Origin of the sequence: Flavobacterium praedii, assembly GCF_026810365.1 — a bacterium.
GTDB lineage: Bacteria > Bacteroidota > Bacteroidia > Flavobacteriales > Flavobacteriaceae > Flavobacterium > Flavobacterium praedii.
Genome location: NZ_CP113948.1, coordinates 4,132,073 through 4,149,828 on the forward strand (window position 1 = coordinate 4,132,073; position 17,756 = coordinate 4,149,828).

The 17,756-nt window shown below is 33.3% G+C and carries 19 protein-coding genes; 5 read left to right on the forward strand and 14 right to left on the reverse strand.

The window, feature by feature from the left end; all coding sequences use genetic code 11:
• The first annotated feature begins 159 nt into the window (after positions 1-159).
• The 4 genes from mutL to OYT91_RS17590 all read left to right on the forward strand — a co-directional run bounded on the left by mutL (position 160) and on the right by OYT91_RS17590 (position 4,854).
• Positions 160-2,052, forward strand: a complete 1,893-nt coding sequence (gene mutL, locus OYT91_RS17575; protein ID WP_281238962.1) for a DNA mismatch repair endonuclease MutL — start codon at positions 160-162, stop codon at positions 2,050-2,052.
• Entirely contained in the window at positions 2,049-2,807 is a 759-nt protein-coding gene (locus OYT91_RS17580) for a rhomboid family intramembrane serine protease (protein WP_281238963.1), read from the forward strand. Before mutL ends, OYT91_RS17580 begins: the two co-directional genes overlap by 4 nt.
• 70 nt (positions 2,808-2,877) lie before the next feature.
• A complete protein-coding gene (locus OYT91_RS17585; protein ID WP_281238964.1) occupies positions 2,878-3,738 on the forward strand; it encodes a rhomboid family intramembrane serine protease in 861 nt (286 codons plus the stop codon).
• Between the two features lie 69 nt (positions 3,739-3,807).
• A complete protein-coding gene (locus tag OYT91_RS17590) occupies positions 3,808-4,854 on the forward strand; it encodes an endonuclease/exonuclease/phosphatase family protein (protein WP_281238965.1) in 1,047 nt (348 codons plus the stop codon).
• Between the two features lie 107 nt (positions 4,855-4,961).
• On the opposite strand, the gene OYT91_RS17595 is transcribed toward OYT91_RS17590, so the two are convergent.
• The 11 genes from OYT91_RS17595 to dnaA all read right to left on the reverse strand — a co-directional run bounded on the left by OYT91_RS17595 (position 4,962) and on the right by dnaA (position 14,753).
• On the reverse strand, positions 4,962-5,585 hold the full coding sequence (locus OYT91_RS17595) for a WbqC family protein (protein WP_281238966.1): 624 nt from the start codon (positions 5,583-5,585) through the stop codon (positions 4,962-4,964).
• Between the two features lie 86 nt (positions 5,586-5,671).
• On the reverse strand, positions 5,672-7,225 hold the full coding sequence (gene lepB / locus OYT91_RS17600) for a signal peptidase I (RefSeq protein ID WP_281238967.1): 1,554 nt from the start codon (positions 7,223-7,225) through the stop codon (positions 5,672-5,674).
• 59 nt (positions 7,226-7,284) lie between these two features.
• Positions 7,285-7,992 (reverse strand): 4-hydroxy-tetrahydrodipicolinate reductase, encoded by a 708-nt coding sequence (dapB, locus tag OYT91_RS17605; RefSeq protein ID WP_281238968.1) that lies wholly within the window; start codon positions 7,990-7,992, stop codon positions 7,285-7,287.
• 48 nt (positions 7,993-8,040) lie between these two features.
• Entirely contained in the window at positions 8,041-8,601 is a 561-nt protein-coding gene (locus OYT91_RS17610) for a DUF5683 domain-containing protein (protein WP_281238969.1), read from the reverse strand.
• Positions 8,601-9,500 (reverse strand): ParB/RepB/Spo0J family partition protein, encoded by a 900-nt coding sequence (locus OYT91_RS17615; RefSeq protein ID WP_269223667.1) that lies wholly within the window; start codon positions 9,498-9,500, stop codon positions 8,601-8,603. The genes OYT91_RS17610 and OYT91_RS17615 overlap by 1 nt, the downstream gene beginning before the upstream one ends.
• A 4-nt stretch (positions 9,501-9,504) precedes the next feature.
• A complete protein-coding gene (locus OYT91_RS17620; RefSeq protein ID WP_269223666.1) occupies positions 9,505-10,272 on the reverse strand; it encodes a ParA family protein in 768 nt (255 codons plus the stop codon).
• Between the two features lie 257 nt (positions 10,273-10,529).
• Entirely contained in the window at positions 10,530-11,411 is an 882-nt protein-coding gene (locus OYT91_RS17625; protein ID WP_281238970.1) for an SDR family oxidoreductase, read from the reverse strand.
• 395 nt (positions 11,412-11,806) lie between these two features.
• A complete protein-coding gene (locus OYT91_RS17630; protein ID WP_269223665.1) occupies positions 11,807-11,950 on the reverse strand; it encodes a hypothetical protein in 144 nt (47 codons plus the stop codon).
• Positions 11,951-12,015: 65 nt separating this feature from the next.
• Entirely contained in the window at positions 12,016-12,738 is a 723-nt protein-coding gene (locus tag OYT91_RS17635) for an SAM-dependent methyltransferase (protein ID WP_281238971.1), read from the reverse strand.
• Between the two features lie 103 nt (positions 12,739-12,841).
• Complete coding sequence (locus tag OYT91_RS17640; protein WP_269223664.1) at positions 12,842-13,318, reverse strand: low molecular weight protein-tyrosine-phosphatase; 477 nt, start codon at positions 13,316-13,318, stop codon at positions 12,842-12,844.
• Positions 13,319-13,325: 7 nt separating this feature from the next.
• Entirely contained in the window at positions 13,326-14,753 is a 1,428-nt protein-coding gene (gene dnaA, locus OYT91_RS17645; RefSeq protein ID WP_269223663.1) for a chromosomal replication initiator protein DnaA, read from the reverse strand.
• A 183-nt stretch (positions 14,754-14,936) separates the two neighbouring features.
• Here dnaA and OYT91_RS17650 point away from each other — a divergent pair, with 183 nt between their 5' ends.
• On the forward strand, positions 14,937-15,341 hold the full coding sequence (locus OYT91_RS17650) for an acyl-CoA thioesterase (protein WP_269223662.1): 405 nt from the start codon (positions 14,937-14,939) through the stop codon (positions 15,339-15,341).
• 30 nt (positions 15,342-15,371) lie between these two features.
• Here OYT91_RS17650 and OYT91_RS17655 read toward each other — a convergent pair whose 3' ends face one another.
• The 3 genes from OYT91_RS17655 to ribD are packed head-to-tail and all read right to left on the reverse strand — an operon-like array spanning position 15,372 to position 17,650.
• Positions 15,372-16,001 (reverse strand): IMPACT family protein, encoded by a 630-nt coding sequence (locus OYT91_RS17655; protein WP_281238972.1) that lies wholly within the window; start codon positions 15,999-16,001, stop codon positions 15,372-15,374.
• A 10-nt stretch (positions 16,002-16,011) separates the two neighbouring features.
• A complete protein-coding gene (locus tag OYT91_RS17660; RefSeq protein ID WP_281238973.1) occupies positions 16,012-16,614 on the reverse strand; it encodes an HAD family hydrolase in 603 nt (200 codons plus the stop codon).
• Positions 16,607-17,650: a bifunctional diaminohydroxyphosphoribosylaminopyrimidine deaminase/5-amino-6-(5-phosphoribosylamino)uracil reductase RibD gene (gene ribD, locus OYT91_RS17665; RefSeq protein WP_281238974.1), complete on the reverse strand. Its 1,044-nt coding sequence runs from the start codon at positions 17,648-17,650 to the stop codon at positions 16,607-16,609. The genes OYT91_RS17660 and ribD overlap by 8 nt, the downstream gene beginning before the upstream one ends.
• Positions 17,651-17,756 lie beyond the last annotated feature (106 nt).

Sequence of the window (17,756 nt, forward strand, 5' to 3'; positions counted from 1 at the left end):
GTTGTTGGTTTTAAAAGGGTTAGCATTCTGTTTAAATTTGGTTTTTTTTATGAGAGGCAAAGCACTAAAACCCAATAGAAATTACTTAAATTTGTCATCTTTGATTTTAATTTTTATTTAAAATCTAAAACCTAAAATCTGAAATCTAAAATATTCTTAATGTCGAGTATAATTCAATTACTTCCTGATCATGTTGCCAACCAAATTGCTGCTGGAGAAGTAGTGCAAAGACCTGCTTCAGTAGTAAAAGAACTATTGGAAAATGCAGTTGATGCAAAAGCAACCGATATTAAATTGATCATTAAAGATGCTGGGAAGTCATTGGTGCAGGTAATCGATAATGGTTCAGGAATGAATGTTACCGATGCTCGTATGTGTTTTGAGCGTCATGCTACGTCTAAGATTCGTCAAGCTGAAGATTTATTCTCCTTACATACCAAAGGGTTTCGTGGAGAAGCCTTAGCCTCTATCGCGGCGATTGCTCACATGGAAATGAAGACCAAGCAAGAGCAGGAAGAATTAGGGACTCATATTGTTATTGAAGGAAGTAAATTTATCTCTCAAGATGTGGCGGTTTTGCCAAAAGGGACATCTTTTGCCGTTAAAAATTTATTTTTCAATATTCCCGCTCGCCGTAATTTCTTGAAATCGGATACGGTGGAATACCGTCATGTGATTGATGAATTTCAACGAGTAGCTTTGGCACATCCTAAAATTCATTTTACTTTTTATCATAATGGCAGCGATATGTATAATTTGCCACCATCAAGTTTAAGACAGCGAATCGTAAATTTTTTTGGCGGAAAAACAAATGAAAAATTGGTACCTGTTGTTGAAGATACAGAAATGATGAATATACAAGGTTTTGTAAGCAAACCTGAATTTGCAAAAAAAAATAGGGGAGAGCAGTTTTTCTTTGTTAATGACCGTTTCATAAAAAGTCCTTATTTGCATCATGCGGTTATGGCTGCTTACGAAGGAATTTTAAAAGATGGTTCTCAGCCTAGTTATTACTTGTACTTAACCGTGCCGCCGAATACCATCGATATCAATATTCATCCTACAAAAACCGAAATCAAGTTTGATAACGAAAGTGCTATGTATGCTATTTTGAGAGCATCCATAAAACACAGTTTGGGACAGTTTAATGTAGCTCCTGTTTTAGATTTTGAAAGGGATGCTAATTTAGATACTCCTTATCATTATAAAAACTTAGACGCGGAAGTGCCAACGATACAAGTGGATGGGAATTACAATCCTTTTGCCGATGATAAGCCCAATAAGCTTTTTCCAACCTATAAAAAATCAGAATCAACTGCTAGCTGGGAAAGCCTGTATGTTGATGTAAAACATGATACAGAAGTCATTTCTAGCGGTGATTCATTCGCTTCGAGTAACAATGAATTTACTTTCGAAAATAACGAATTTACTTTTGAAAATGAAGAGGTAACTTCTTCTTTATTTAATGATGGAGAAGTGGAGCAAACGGTGCATAAAACGTATCAAATTCATAAAAAATATATTGTATCCCCAATAAAATCAGGAATGGTTATTGTAGATCAAAGCAGAGCACATCAACGTGTTTTGTATGAACAGTTCCTTGTCAATATGACGGTACAACATGCTTCTAGTCAGCAATTATTGTTTCCTATTAATTTGTTTTATTCGGCTAGCGAAATGGAGCTTATTGGCGATTTACAACAATCATTGATAAATACTGGTTTTGTTTTTGAAGAGTCGAATTCGGACCATATTGTGATTTCGGGTATTCCTGTAAATAGTACCGAAAGCGATGTTGCAGCAGTTTTAGATCAATTGTTAAGCGATTTACATAACGGAATTCCAGAAAATAGTTTCAGCCAAAACGATACCATTGCCAAATCAATGGCAAAAAGTTTGGCAGTAAAAACAGGTACTTATTTGACCGAAAAAGAACAGGAAAATTTAGTAAACGGTCTTTTTGCCTGTAAAGATCCAAATGTTTCTCCCTTTCAAAAACCCACTTTCATCACCATGCGTGTGGAAGACTTAGATAAAAAATTTGCATTATGATGAATATCACACCTACAGTAAAACAGTTATTGATAATCAACGTGTTGTTTTATGTTTGCTCCATGGTTGTTGGAGAACCTGCTTATAAATTACTTTCGATGTATTTTTTTGAAAGTCCGGATTTTCATTTTTGGCAACTTTTCACGCACATGTTTATGCATGCGCCGTTGCCGAATATTATGCATATCGCATTTAATATGTTTGCATTATATTCTTTTGGATCTGCTTTGGAGCATTTTTGGGGAGGTAAAAAGTTTTTGTTTTTCTATATTTCCTGTGGTTTAGGTGCTGCTTTATTGCATACTGGAGTAAATTATTATTTCTTTGAAAATGGAATTGATACTTTGGTTGCCAATGGATATCAAAAAGTGGAAATTCTAAAAGTTTTAAGTGAGGGAAAATTTGATACCAAATGGCAGGAATTATTAACTCCTTCCGATTTTCAGTCTTTTATGGGGGCGTATTTGGGTAATGTTGTAGGGGCTTCGGGAGCTATTTATGGATTGTTGGTAGCTTTTGCTTTCATGTTTCCAAATGCAGAATTGGCATTAATGTTTATTCCAATTCCTATTAAAGCAAAATATTTTGTTCCTGGATTGTTATTAATTGATTTATATTTGGGAGTTTCAGGAGGGTCGTTGTTTGGCGGTTCGAGCGGAATTGCTCATTTCGCCCATCTTGGAGGTGCATTGGTTGGTTTTGTGATGATGTGGTATTGGAAAAAAAATCAATTTGACAATCATCGTTGGAATTAGCCCTTAACCCCCAAAGGGGAAATTGTTAAGAAGACTGACAACTCATAACTCATAACTCATAACTTTAATTATGAACATCCTAGACGATTTGAAAATGCAATATAAATTGGGTGGAATCGCAATGAAAATGATCTATTGGAATATAGGTTGTTTTCTTGTTTCCTTGATTTTTTTCTATCAATATAAAGAAGGTGTTTTTGTCTTTCCCAATTGGATCGCCTTGTCATCAAGTCCAATCGATTTTGTGTTAAAGCCCTGGACTTTTCTAACCTATGCTTTTTTTCACAATGATTTTTGGCATTTGTTTTTTAATATGATGGTGCTGAATTTCGCCAGTTATCTGTTTCTTACTTTTTTCTCTTCCAAGCAGTATTTGGGATTGTATATTTTAAGTGCCATTTTTTCGGGTATTATCTTTGTCTTTGGTTTTAATTTGATGCATTTAAGTGGGGCTGTAATTGGAGCTTCAGCAGCAATTATGGCGATTTTGGTTGCGGTAACCACGTATAGTCCTTTGATGAATGTTAGATTATTACTTTTAGGTAATGTAAAATTATGGCATATTACAGCAGTGATACTGATATTGGATCTGATGCAAATTCGGTTAGAAAATTCAGGCGGGCACATTTCGCATTTGGCAGGCGCTTTCTTTGGTTTTATTTATATTAAATTGCTTCAAAATGGTACCGATTTGAGTAAGTCAGTAAGTGTAGTTTTCGATTTTTTTGTTAATCTATTTAAAAAACCAACTACACCTTTTAAGAAGGTCCATAAAAATTATAAAAAAGTAGTCGATAAACCAATTTCTAAAATAGTAATAAAAGATAAAAAGCAACAACAAATTGACGAAATTTTAGACAAAATTAGTAAGTCAGGTTATGACAGCTTGAGTAAAGAAGAAAAAGAATTCTTGTTTCAAGCCGGAAAATAACTTATTTTTATCTAAATATTGAAGTGTAAATCAGGAATTTTTTGATCTTGAAGTTTAAAACGCATTAAAATGAAGAACCTTTCATGGTTTAATAAAGGAATGTTTTTTTTGAATTTAGTGCTTATAGTACTAACATTCATAGCTTATTTACTCCCTTTTTTGGCTCCAAAAATCTTTCCGCTTTTATCGGTTTTTACCTTGTTTATGCCTTTGTTTTTTTTAACAAATGGATTGTTTTTTGTCTATTGGGCGATGCAATTCAAAAAACGCATGATTTTATCGGGTATTGTTCTTTTGGTTGGTATTACTTTTTTTAATAAGTTCTATAAGTTCTCTGCTAAAGAATTTCAAGAAAGTGATAAAGATTTCACGGTTATGAGTTATAATGTGAGATTGTTTAATGTTTTTAAATGGTTGGATCGTGATGATATTCCAGATGTAATACTAGAATTTATCAACTCAGAAAACCCAGATATACTGTGTATTCAAGAGTTTTCCAATTCAGCAAATATTGATTTAAAGGTATATCCTTATAAATATGTTTTGATGGAAGGAAAGCAAATTAAAACAGGTCAAGCCATATTTTCAAAATTTCCAATTATTGATCAAGGGAATATTGTTTTTCCTAATTCGAACAATAACGTGGTTTTTGCTGATATAAAGAAAGGAAAAGATATTATTCGAGTGTATAACATGCATTTGCAGTCTATAAAAATTTCTCCAGATGTTAATGAAATTTCAGAAAATATAGATGTGATTGATCAACAAAAATCCAAGTTCCTTTTTATTCGGATTAGTAAAGCATTTAAACAGCAACAAGAACAAGCTGCTATTTTTAAGGAACATGAGAAAGATTGCAAATATCCTATTATCATCTGTGGTGATATGAATAACAGCGCTTTTTCCTATGTGTATCGAAATATAAAAGGAAAATTGAAAGATAGTTTTGAAGAAGCAGGAGAAGGATTTGGTGCTACTTATAAATTTAAGTACTACCCAGCTCGAATTGATTATATTTTTGCCGATGAAACTATGGATGTTAAAAAATTTGAAAGCTTTCCAGATTTTCAAAATTCAGATCATTTTCCTATTATGGCAAAACTTTCTATGAAATAGATTTTTTTTTTACAGTCATTAAAAATAAAAAAAACTTTAAAAAAATAAGATTCAATAGTGTATAAATCTTATTTTTTTAAAGTTTTTCAAAGTTTTTTAATCCTGATTTATCGAATAAGTACTTGATTTTTTAAATAGTCCATTGCATATCTTCCTTCATTAAATAATAAGTCAAGAACACTTAGATTATTCAAAAAGCCGAATTTATCATCGAAAACCTGTGTGTATTTTTCAAATACGGAAGGATCTTTTTTACCGTTTACCAAATAGCGAAAATCATTTATTTCTGATTTGTCTATTTCATGAAAATATTCTGTTGTGGTATCAAACTCTAATTTCATACGTAGACATTTGCATACAATATCAAAAGCTTCGAGATTAAGATCCATTAAAAAATTATATTTTTTTTGAAAAATAGGCATTAAATCATCTTCAAAATATTCAAAGAATGGGGAGCTTCTGTAAGCAGCTTCTAATGATTTGAAATGCTGTTTTTGCCAATCAAACTCCGATTCTATTTTAATTTCTTTTGTTTTCTGATGTGCTAAATTCGAATGTTTTATTGGGATGTTTAATAACTGAATCCCATTTGGGCTGTAAATATAGGTTCTGTTGCGATTGGTTTGTTTCTGAAAATTATCCTCTATTTCAAACGTAACAGTGTCAGATTGTGCTATAGCAACAAAATGACTTATGGATGGGAAATAGGACGGATGAAGTAACGTTTTCATATTCTAAAGGTATAAATAAAAAAGTCATAAAGCCATTTTATTGACAGTATGACTTTTAAATTCTTAATTGTTATCCAGAAAATTTTTTATAATTCTTTTTTCGCTTTTCTTTTCTTCCAAAAATATTCGCCTACAAAAAAGGCGGCTAGTGCAATTAAGAAGTATTTAAAATACGATTGTGGTTGTCCTTCACCATTCACTGTTGTAAATACTCTGTCCCAGCGAATTTTGTTTAAACCTTTACCATTAGTATCCCAACTCATCCAAATAAATATTGGTTTTCCAACAATATGATTTTCTGGTACAAATCCCCAATAACGACTATCTTCAGAGTTATGACGGTTGTCTCCCATCATCCAATAATAATTTTGGTCAAAAGTGTAAGTTGTTGCGACTTTGCCGTCGATTCTGATTTCATTGCCATTTACTTTTAAATCTTTTTTCTCATAATCAGTAATGATAGTTTTGTAAAAAGGTAAAGTTTCTAAATTTAAGGCAACTTTTTTTCCTTTTTGAGGTATGTAGATTGGGCCAAAATTATCGCGGTTCCATTTGTTAATATGTGGGAAAATTCCATCTTCAATATTTTTGGATATAATCCTGTTTACAGATTTTATTCCAGGTACATTCTTTAATCTGTCAGCGCCTGCGGCTGTTAATGCGCTTATAAAAAGTGTGTCTCTTGATTCATTAATAAAACCAGCACCATCAGTTACATCCATATCTTTTAAAAGGTATTCAAAATCAATAGGCGTTTTTCCATCTATGGCTACATTATATGAGAATTGTGGTTTTGCGCGATCGCCTAAATACAATTCTTTTCCATTGATATAGACTAATCCATCTTTTATAGACAAACTATCGCCTGGAATTCCTACACAACGCTTCACATAATTAGATTTTTTGTCAATAGGCTTATCGACTCTAAGTCCAGATCGGTCTCTAAATTTAAAAACAGTATCTGCAGGCCAATTAAAAACAACTATATCTGTACGATTGATGGTTTGTATGCCTGGGAGTCTGAAATAAGGCAATTGAGGCCAATTTAAATATGACTTTTGTTTGGTTAATGGTATTGTGTCATGAACCATTGGCATTGCTACTGTAGTCATGGGAACTCTCGCACCATAATTCATTTTACTTACAAATAGAAAATCTCCTACTAGTAATGATTTCTCTAAAGAAGAAGTTGGAATAGTATAAGGTTGAATTAAGTACGTATGAACAATGGTAGCCACAATCACTGCAAATAATAAGGAACTAATGGTGTCTTGTGCTTTATGATCAGGACTTAGATGCCTATCTGCTTCGTAGTTTAAAGGTTGTGTGTAATTGATATAAAAGATGTAAAAACCTAATGTACCGATAACAAGAAGTGTGTCTAAGAATGATTTTTTACCAAAACTGCGTATAGTTTCTACCCAAACAACTGGAAACATAATCAGATTTATAATTGGAATGAAAAGTAAAAGTGTCCACCATGTAGGTCTTCCGATTATTTTCATTAAAACAATTGCATTGTAAACAGGAATTGCTGCTTCCCAACGTTTTCTTCCAGCACTTTCATATAATTTCCAAGTGCCTAAGAAATGAATTACTTGAACAGCTAAGAAAAATACAAACCAAAGATATAAAGTCATAATTTGAAGATTTGAAATTAGATTTTGAAATCCATTTTCTGTTTAGAATTTGGAGTTTATTATTTAGAATTTAAATTTAACACATCTTTCATAGTATAGATACCATGTTTTCCAGCCAGCCATTCGGCAGCAATTACAGCGCCTAGAGCAAAACCTTCTCTATTAAGAGCCGTGTGTTTTATTTCGATAGAATCAACATCAGAGTTATAAGTTACAGTATGAGTTCCTGGAACGGTTCCTACTCGTATTGCTTCGATATGAATTTGATCCTCTTTTGGAGTGTCTAATGTCCAATTCGTATAATTACTATTCTCGATTATTCCTTTGGCTAATGAAATGGCAGTTCCGCTTGGAGCATCTAGTTTTTGATCGTGGTGAATTTCTTCCATGTTTACTTTGTAATGGTCAAATTTCGACATGATTTTGGCTAAATATTCATTAAATTCAAAAAACAAATTGACACCTAGACTAAAGTTGGAACTAGAGATAAAACCACCGTTTTTTGCTTTGCAAAGCGCTATCATTTCATCATAATGTTCTAGCCAACCCGTTGTGCCTGAAACTACAGGGACATTTGCATTGAAACAACTTGAAATATTACTAACTGCTGCTGAAGGAACACTAAAATCGATGGCAACATCGGCAGTAGAAAGTCCATCATAAGTGTTGAATTCGTCTTTTTTTAAAACAATTTCGTGTCCTCTTTCTAAAGCAATTCTTTCGATTACTTGCCCCATTTTTCCGTATCCTAAAAGTGCAATTTTCATTTATGATCTGTTTTTTTTATTTTAAATAGAAACGAAAAGAATTCGAATCTAAAAACGATAATTAATAGTTAGTCCTAAATTTGATTTTAATGTTACAGCATCAGGAGTAATTTGTGGTTGTAATGATAAACTTTGATTCACATTGAATTGTATTAAAGCAGCGTCAACATTGGCGTCTATAATATTTAAAATGTAAAATCCAATAACAAAAAGACCTGATAAAGAGGCATTTCGTTGGTAAAACTCTTGAGCAGAGATTAACTGTTTGTCTGAAAGATAGTCGTAATTAGAATCTGGATTTCCTGCTAATCGACTTTTGTAGGCATCACGATATTCGTGGTATTTTTGTTTACTGTCTGAATAAAAATATAAACTGGTTCCAATAGCACCGTATACTATTGGAATTTTCCAGTATTTTTTATTGTAAGCTTGACCTAAACCTGGTAAAATTGCGGAATAAAATGCAGCTTTTGCAGGTGTCAAAGGGTCTATTTCTATTGCCTTTAAAGTGTCTTTTGTTTGTAGTACGGCATCCGTTTTTGCTTGCGCAAAAAGGGTTGCGTTTCCTAAAAGAAAAAGCAATAGGCCTATGGAAATGATTTTATTCACTACCCTTCTATTAATTTTATTATTCTATTGAAGTCTTCTTCTGAATGAAAAGGAATGGTGATTTTTCCTTTGCCATTTCCAGCTACTTTCACATCAATTTTTGCTCCAAAATACTTATTAAAAGTACTTACGTCTTCGTCATTTATTTCAAAAGAAGATGTTTTTGTTGGAGTTAAAGGTTTTGGTTTTAAACTTTCGTGGTAGTTTTTTACCAAAGTCTCTGTTTCTCTAACCGAAAGATTCTGACTTACAATTTTTTGATAAATATCCGTTTGGACATCATGATCATCAATGTTAATGATGGCACGACCGTGGCCCATGCTTATAAAACCGTCACGAATTCCAGTCTGAATGATAGGGTCTAATTTTAAAAGTCTTAAATAATTAGCAATGGTTGAACGTTTTTTACCCACTCTTTCACTCATTTGCTCTTGTGTCAATTGAATTTCGTCAATTAATCGTTGGTATGAAAGTGCAATCTCGATTGGGTCTAAGTCGTGACGTTGAATATTTTCAACTAAGGCCATTATAAGAGACTCATTATCGTTTGCAATACGAATGTAAGCTGGGACAGTAGTAAGTCCAATTAAAGTTGAAGCACGCAAACGACGCTCTCCAGAAATTAATTGGTATTTATTAAAGTCTAATTTACGAACCGTAATAGGTTGTATAACACCTAATTCCTTGATAGAAGTGGCTAATTCGCGTAATGAATCTTCGTTGAAATTACTTCGGGGCTGAAATGGATTTATTTCTATAGCATCAATTTCAAGCTCTATAATATTCCCCACCACTTTATCTGCATTTTTATCTTCTACCGATTGAATATCGTTTTCAGGGTCTTTTAATAATGCAGATAAACCTCTACCTAAGGCTTGTTTTTTTATTGCTTTTGACATACAACTATTTACTATTTTTCTTTATAATTTCTTGAGCTAAATGAATATAATTTACTGCTCCTTTGCTGGTGGCATCATAGTTGATAATGCTTTCCCCAAAACTAGGAGCTTCGCTCAATTTTACATTTCTTTGAATTACTGTTTCAAAAACCATATCATTAAAATGTTTTTGAACTTCTTCCACCACTTGGTTTGATAAACGCAATCTGGAATCAAACATTGTCAATAATAATCCTTCAATGTCTAAATCTGGATTGTGAATTTTTTGAATACTTTTTATGGTATTTAATAATTTACCCAAACCTTCTAATGCAAAATATTCACATTGAATAGGAATTACTACTGAATCGGCAGCTGTTAAAGCATTCAACGTTAAAAGTCCAAGAGATGGTGCGCAATCAATCAAGATATAATCGTATTGATCTTTGATGCTCTCTAATGCTTTTTTAAGCATATATTCTCTGTTTTCTTTGTCGACCAATTCGATTTCTATCGCAACAAGATCAATATGTGCAGGAATTACATCAACATTTGGAGAAGAACATTTTACAATAGCCTCCAATGGAGTATGGCTATGCTCGAGAATTTGATAGGTTCCAATTTCAACTGTTTCAACATCAATTCCCAATCCTGAAGTTGCATTTGCTTGAGGATCAGCGTCTATTAGTAATACCTTTTTTTCTAAAACACCTAATGAAGCCGCTAGGTTAATAGAAGTAGTAGTCTTTCCAACTCCACCTTTCTGATTCGCAATCGCTATGATTTTGCCCATTTATTTTCTAAATTTTGAACGGTAAAAATACAATTATTTATGGGTTTTGAAAATCTATTTTGTTAACAAAAACAAATAGTTTTCACAGTCCCCAATTTATCTTGATAATACCATATATTATTTGTTTTTTTGGTAGTTATTATATCAAAAAAAAGAGAACCTTATAAAAAGTTCTCTTTATTTTGATATATTTTTTTGCTGTTATTTCTGGCTATTTTTAATAGTTGTTGATGTTAATCGGTGAATATCGCAAATGGTTAACCTTTTTTCTTTGCTTTAATCATCATTTCTAATTGATCCCAAAGTTCTTCTGGAATGGCTTCTAGTAAATTAAATTGTCCCGCTCCCTTCAGCCATTCGCCTCCATCGATGACAATTACCTCGCCATTTACATAGGCCGAAAAGTCTGAAACTAAATATGCCGCTAAATTGGCTAGTTCTTGATGATCACCTACACGTTTTAAAGGTACTTTTTTGGCCATATCAAATTTTTCGGCTAGATCGCCAGGCAGTAATCTATCCCATGCGCCTTTGGTAGGGAAAGGCCCTGGTGCAATGGCATTGGTACGAATGCCGTATTTTGCCCATTCTACAGCTAGGCTTCTTGTCATGGCAAGAACACCTGCTTTGGCTGTAGCACTTGGAACAACATATGCAGAGCCTGTCCAAGCATAAGTGGTGACGATATTCAAAACGGATGCTGATGTTTGCTTGGTATCTATCCAATGTTTGCCAAAAGCAAGGGTACAGTTTTTGGATCCTTTTAAAACAATATCAATTACAGTGTCAAAAGCATTTGCTGATAAGCGCTCTGTTGGTGAAATAAAATTTCCTGCAGCATTATTCAATAAAACATCAACCTTACCAAAGGCTTTTAGCACTTCTTGTAGCATGTTTTCTACTTCTGTATAATGACGAACATCACACTGAAGTGGAAGGCAAGTTCCTCCTGTTTCGGCTTCTAATTCTTGCGCAGTGCTTTTTAGTTTCTCTAAATCTCGAGAGGTTATAGCAACTTGTGCTCCTAACTCTAAGAAATATTTGGTCATCGCTTTTCCTAATCCACTTCCGCCTCCTGTAACTACAATTACTTTGCCTTTTAACGCATCGTCTCTTAACATTTTGTCCGTATAACTCATAATTTATTTTTTTTGGATTGTAAATATATTTAAAAAATAATATGCATGCATAATAAAATAAATTTTTATTCCATTCGTTTAGAGTATTTCTGTTGTCGCTTTTCTGTTTAAAAGGTAATCGATGAATGTAGTTGTACTCGTTCTCGATATTTTGTAATAATTTTTATCGTAAATCTTTGTTCAATTCGGATAGATGAAAGCTTAACGTGATGATCTTTTGCGTGAGGGGTAGGAGCTAGTTACCTTGTAACGTGGATGACCCGACCGCATAAGAGAAAGGGGCTGAATGAGCGGTATGAAAAGTTAGCCCCTTTTTTTTATGTGGTCACGCTCAAATGAAAGTGGTTTAAGAAACAAATCCTGTAAAAATAATTATTTACAGGATTTAGAGTGTATTATTTAGTTTTTGCGTAAGGAACTGAATTCCATCCTTCTTTAAAGTCTTTTGTGAAATCTTTCCAGTTGTAAATACCATCAATGATTAAAAATGTAAAAAAGCCTAAGGCTATCATTTTGAAATCTCTTTTCGTAAAATTCATTTTATTTGTTTTTGGTTGAATAGCGAAACAAATATAAGAAAAATACATTGGTATATTTGTTTGCTTTACATTTTATGAATGATAAAAATTGTAGGGCGTTTGTGTAAATCGACAGTTTCTTTTTTCCAGGCTGAAATTTTCTTTGTTTTGATGTATTCAGTTGGTAAAGTAATATCGGTAGCAATACATAAATAGGTGTCGGGGTGCAATGTCAAAATTAAATCTTCGAGCAGTTTGTTATTGCGGTACGGTGTTTCGATGAAAATCTGAGACTGGTTTTTTTCAAAAGATATGCGTTCTAGGCTTTTGAAACTGGCTTTTTTTTCGTCTTTTTCAATGGGTAAATAACCATGAAAAGTAAAACTTTGACCGTTCATACCAGAAGCCATCATTGCCAAAAGAATAGAGGATGGGCCAACAAGAGGTACAACCTGAATGCCTTTGTCGTGGGCCAATTTTACGATTACAGCACCAGGATCGGCTACTCCAGGGCAACCAGCTTCGCTCATAAGTCCCATATTTTTGCCTTCCAAAAGTGGTTTGATGAACTCTTGGTGGTCTTTGGTTTCGGTGTATTTATTGAGAACGAATAGCTTTAATTCGGATTGTTTTTTGTCGGGATTGGTTAGTTTGATAGACTTTCGAGCTGTTTTGTCATTTTCAACTACGTAATAATCAATTAATTCAACACATCTTTTAATGGTTTGAGGTAATACATCCATAGGGTCGCAATCGCCCATAGTGGTTGGAATTAAGTATAGTTTGCCAAGAAGCGGTGCTGATTTCATTTGGATTGTTTTCGCTTTTTAAGAATAAGTTGCTTTATTTGACTTCTGTCAATGGTCTTGGAGGGGAAAGTTCCAGTTTGAAACAAAGTTATAAAAAACTTTTTTAGTTTTCTCCTGAATGTTTGGTAATCAACCTTTGGGCAATTACTTCGCAAGCCTCATCGAGCATTTCATAAACCATGTCAAAACCGTTTGCTAAACCATAGTAAGGGTCTGGAACATCTACGTTTTCATTTGGAAAAATAGCGTCCAAGATGAGTTTTACTTTATGTTTTTGGATTTCATTCTGAGCGAGGTGAATTACATCATTGTAATTGTTATTGTCCATTACAAAAATATAGTCAAAAGCTTCAAAATCTGTTTTTTGGAATTGTCTTCCTCTTTGATTAGAAATGTTTAAGCCGTTTTTTTTGGCGGTGGCTACAGAACGATTGTCTGGAGCACGACCAACATGCCAAGAACCTGTTCCTGCTGAATCTACAAGGAATTTATCAATAGGAAGTTTGGAGGCTAATATGCCTTCGGCCAATGGCGAACGGCAGATATTGCCCAGGCAAACCATTAAAATTTTAACAGGCATACTGCTTTTATAGCGTTAATTTTGAATTGATATCTTCGACGTATTTTTTGAATTGTTTGTCGGTTGCCACTAAATTGTCAACAGTTTTACAAGCGTGAAGTACCGTAGCGTGATCTCGATCTCCTATTTGGGATCCGATATTTGCTAGTGAAGCTTTGGTGAATTTTTTAGCAAAAAACATAGCCAATTGTCTGGCTTGTACTACGTGTCTTTTTCTTGTTTTGGATTGTAAGGTTTCCAAGTCCAATTGGAAATAATCCGATACAATTTTTTGAATGTAATCGATTGATATTTCTCTCTTTACATTTTTAACAAATTTTTCTACGACACTTTTGGCTAGTTCAATTGTTACTTCTTTTTTGTTGAAAGAAGATTGTGCAATCAAGGAGATAATTGCTCCTTCTAGTTCCCGAACATTTGATTTGATGTTGCGTGCTACGTATTCGATTATCTCGTTTGGAATTTCAACTCCATCACGATACAATATGTTTTTTAAGATAGAAATTCTCGTTTCATAATCCGGTTGGTGTAACTCAGCAGATAATCCCCATTTGAAACGGGACAATAAGCGTTGTTCGATGTCTTGCATGTCTACAGGCGCCTTGTCCGAAGTCAAGATAACTTGTTTTCCGTTTTGGTGTAAATAATTGAAAATATGGAAAAATACATCTTGTGTTCCTGATTTTCCAGAAAGAAATTGAACGTCATCAATGATTAAAACATCGATTAATTGGTAGAAATGAATAAAATCATTTCTGTTATTTTTCTTAACGGAATCAATATATTGTTGGGTAAATATTTCGGCTGAAATATATAAAACGGTTTTCTCTGGGTATTTGTCTTTGATTTCAACACCAATAGCGTGTGCTAAGTGTGTTTTTCCTAATCCAACACCACCAAAAATTAACAATGGATTGAAAGAGGTTCCTCCAGGCTTATTAGCTACAGCCATACCTGCAGAACGCGCCAATCTATTAGAATCTCCTTCTAAAAAATTGTCAAAACTATAATTAGGGTTTAGTTGAGATTCGATTTTTAAATTACGAATTCCAGGGATTACAAACGGGTTTTTTAATTCTGGGTTTAAATTTTTGAAAGGAGCATCTACTTCTTGCGCTTTCATAGGAGCTCTATTGGCACTTGGCAACTGTTCTGTAAATGGTTGTTTGTTGCCATAAGTGTTCTCCATTTTGATTTTATAGAGTAACTTTGCATTTTTACCAAGTTCTTTGGTTAGGGCAACTTTTAATAATTTCACATAGTGTTCTTCTAACCATTCGTAGAAAAATTTGCTAGGTACTTGTATATATAATGCATTATCGGTAAGTTCAACTGATTTAATTGGTTCAAACCAAGTTTTATAAGCTTGATCTTGAATGTTGTCCTTTATGAAGGACAAACAGTTTTCCCATACTGATTGTGCAGTCTTGTTCATATATCTAGTTAAATTATTTTATTGTAGTGCTTTTTTTCTTGCAAAAAGAATGTGAAAATTATTCTTTTTTCGGGATAACAAATATGTGAACAATTATCTGTAAAAAAAAATAAAATAGGCTATAATTTTCAAAAATTTTGTTGTAAGGCACTTTTTGAAATTTAAATTTTTAATTCATAATTAATGAAAGATCATCAAATTCAAGTTCGTGTTCGCTATTCAGAAACAGACCAAATGGGCGTTGTTTATCACGGAAATTACATTCCCTATTTTGAGATAGGAAGAGTCGAATGGCTTAGAAACAAAGGGATTTCATATAAAAAAATGGAAGAAAGTGGTATTGCATTACCTATTGTTAATATGAATATCAATTATAAAAAATCAGCTAGGTATGATGAATTATTAACGGTGCATACTGTTTTCAAAAGTCAGACGTCCGTAAAGATTGAATTTGATTGTGCAATTTACAATGAAGCAAAGGAGTTATTAACAACTGCTCAATTTTTGTTGGTTTTTGTATCCTTAAAAACAGGTAAACCGATTGCTCCTCCAGATTACATTTTAGAACTACTAAAAACTTTTGAATAATTATCAAAAGGAGCTCTTTTTAGTGAGAATTTATAGTTTTATTATGTCAATTTCAAACAATGAATTAAAAGTGTCGAATACCATTTCGGCATTTTTTTTTCTGGTTTTTATTACAAATTTGCCTATTGGTAAATTGGTTTCTTCATTTATTTCCATTTCTTGAGATACAATGTCCAATTTTTTTTCTTTGATCACTCGCATCACTTTATTCATATTTTTATAATCAAATGAAATTTGAAAAGGAATGTCAATTGTTTTTTCGATGATTTTACAAGATTCTAAAGTGAGTTGTGCAGAAGTTTTGTAAGCCGAGATTAATCCGCCTACTCCCAGTTTTATGCCACCATAAATTCGAACCACCACGACAAGGACATTGGTTACGCCAAAGGATTGTATTTGACCGTAAATTGGGGTTCCTGCTGTATTACTGGGTTCTCCATCATCATTGGCTCTGTATTGGATGCTTTCTGTTCCTATTTGATAGGCATAACAGTAATGAACAGCGTGTGGATGTTGTTTTCTTAAAACTTCGATAATAGGTTTTACTTCTTCCTCCGATTCAATAGGAAAGGCGTAACCGAAGAATTTGCTGCTTTTTTCCTTGAGTAAAGATTCTTCGGAAGGATATGCAATAGTTTTGTAGGTGTCTTTAATTTCCAAAGGTATTCTTCTAAATTATTTTTTTATCAAACAAATCAACTACATCCTCTTTACCTACTTGTAAGTTCCAAACTGGAAGGCCAAGTTCTAATGCTGCATCGGTGTTTTCTTTTTTGTCATCTATAAATAAAGTTTGTTTGGCTTGCAATCCGTTTTGGTTCAATACGAAAGTGTAAACTTCTGGATTGGGTTTTCTCATGCCAATTTCGAATGAAAAATATACTTTTTCAAAACATTGGTAAAAATCACTATAAAATGAAGTGCCCGATTTTTGTTCGAAAGTTTCAATATGAATGGCATCGGTGTTGCTCAATAGAAATAAACGGTACTTTTTGGCAAGCATTTGAAGGAATTCTAATCGATACAATGGAAAGTCCAGTAATATTGCGTTCCATGCTTTTGAGATGTCCTCAATAGATGCGTTATCGGTATGTTTTTGAATTCCAAATAAAAAATCTTCTTCGGATATGGATCCAATTTCATATTGTAAGTTCAATTGGTTTAAATCTTCATTCCACTGGGATATGCCAAGATTTTTTAAACCATCCATAGTTGCTTGTTTATCTAAGTTGATAAAGACATCTCCAAAATCAAATATTATTGCATTAATCATGGTTTCTGATTATTAAAAATTCATCGGTGTCCATTGGGTGTTTTTCAGAATTTGTTTTTGATAAAAATGGGGCTCTGATTCCTTTCTCAAAAGTTGTATTTCCATAAAAAATTCGAGCTTCATCCCAAAGATTGGCATCGATAAAGGTCTGTAACGTTTGAAGTCCTCCTTCAATAATAACCGATTGTATTTGATGTTGAAACAAAACAGCAATAATTTGTGGCGCAATATTTTGTTTAAAATCGATTACCTCAAAGATAGTGTTTTCTTTGTTGATCCTATTTTTTGTCTTTGTAAATACTATAGTTTTGATTTGATTGTCAAAAACAGCATTCTCAACTGGAATACGATTATTTTGGTCCAATACCAATCGAATGGGATTGCTTCCAAACCAATCTCTAGCATTTAGTTTGGGATTGTCATCAATAGCGGTTTGTGTTCCGACTAGAATAGCTTGTTCTTCGGTGCGCCATTTATGAACCAATTGTCTCGAAAATTCATTGGTAATCCAAACGGGTTTTTTTTCGGCTTTTTCGAGAGGAGCTATAAATCCATCTTGACTCTCTGCCCATTTTAAAATAATGTAAGGTCGCTTCTTTTGATGAAATGTAAAAAAGCGCTTGTTGAGTTCGTTGCATTCGTCCTCGAGTATTCCAATAGTGACATGAACGCCTGCTTCTATTAATTTTTTGATACCGTTTCCTGCTACTTTGATGTTGGGGTCTACAGTTCCAATAACCACATTTGGGATATTGTTTTGTATAATCAAATCGCAGCAAGGAGGTGTTTTTCCAAAATGGCTACAGGGTTCCAAACTCACATAGATAGTAGCTTTTTTAAGCAACGATTTATCTTGGACCGAATTTACGGCATTGACTTCGGCGTGAGGCTCTCCTGCTTTTTTATGCCAACCTTCGCCTATGATTTTGCCTTCATATACAATGACACTTCCAACCATAGGATTGGGGTAGGTAGTTCCTAGTCCGTTTTTGGCCAGTTGTATGCAACGGCTCATGTATTTTTCATGTATCTTCACTGTGCAAAAGTAGTAATTTTGGAAATAGGAATTAGTTTCAAAACTTAGGATGTTTTCCCGTTTACAATGGCTATTTTTGTGACGTTGAATAAATAATATAGTATTT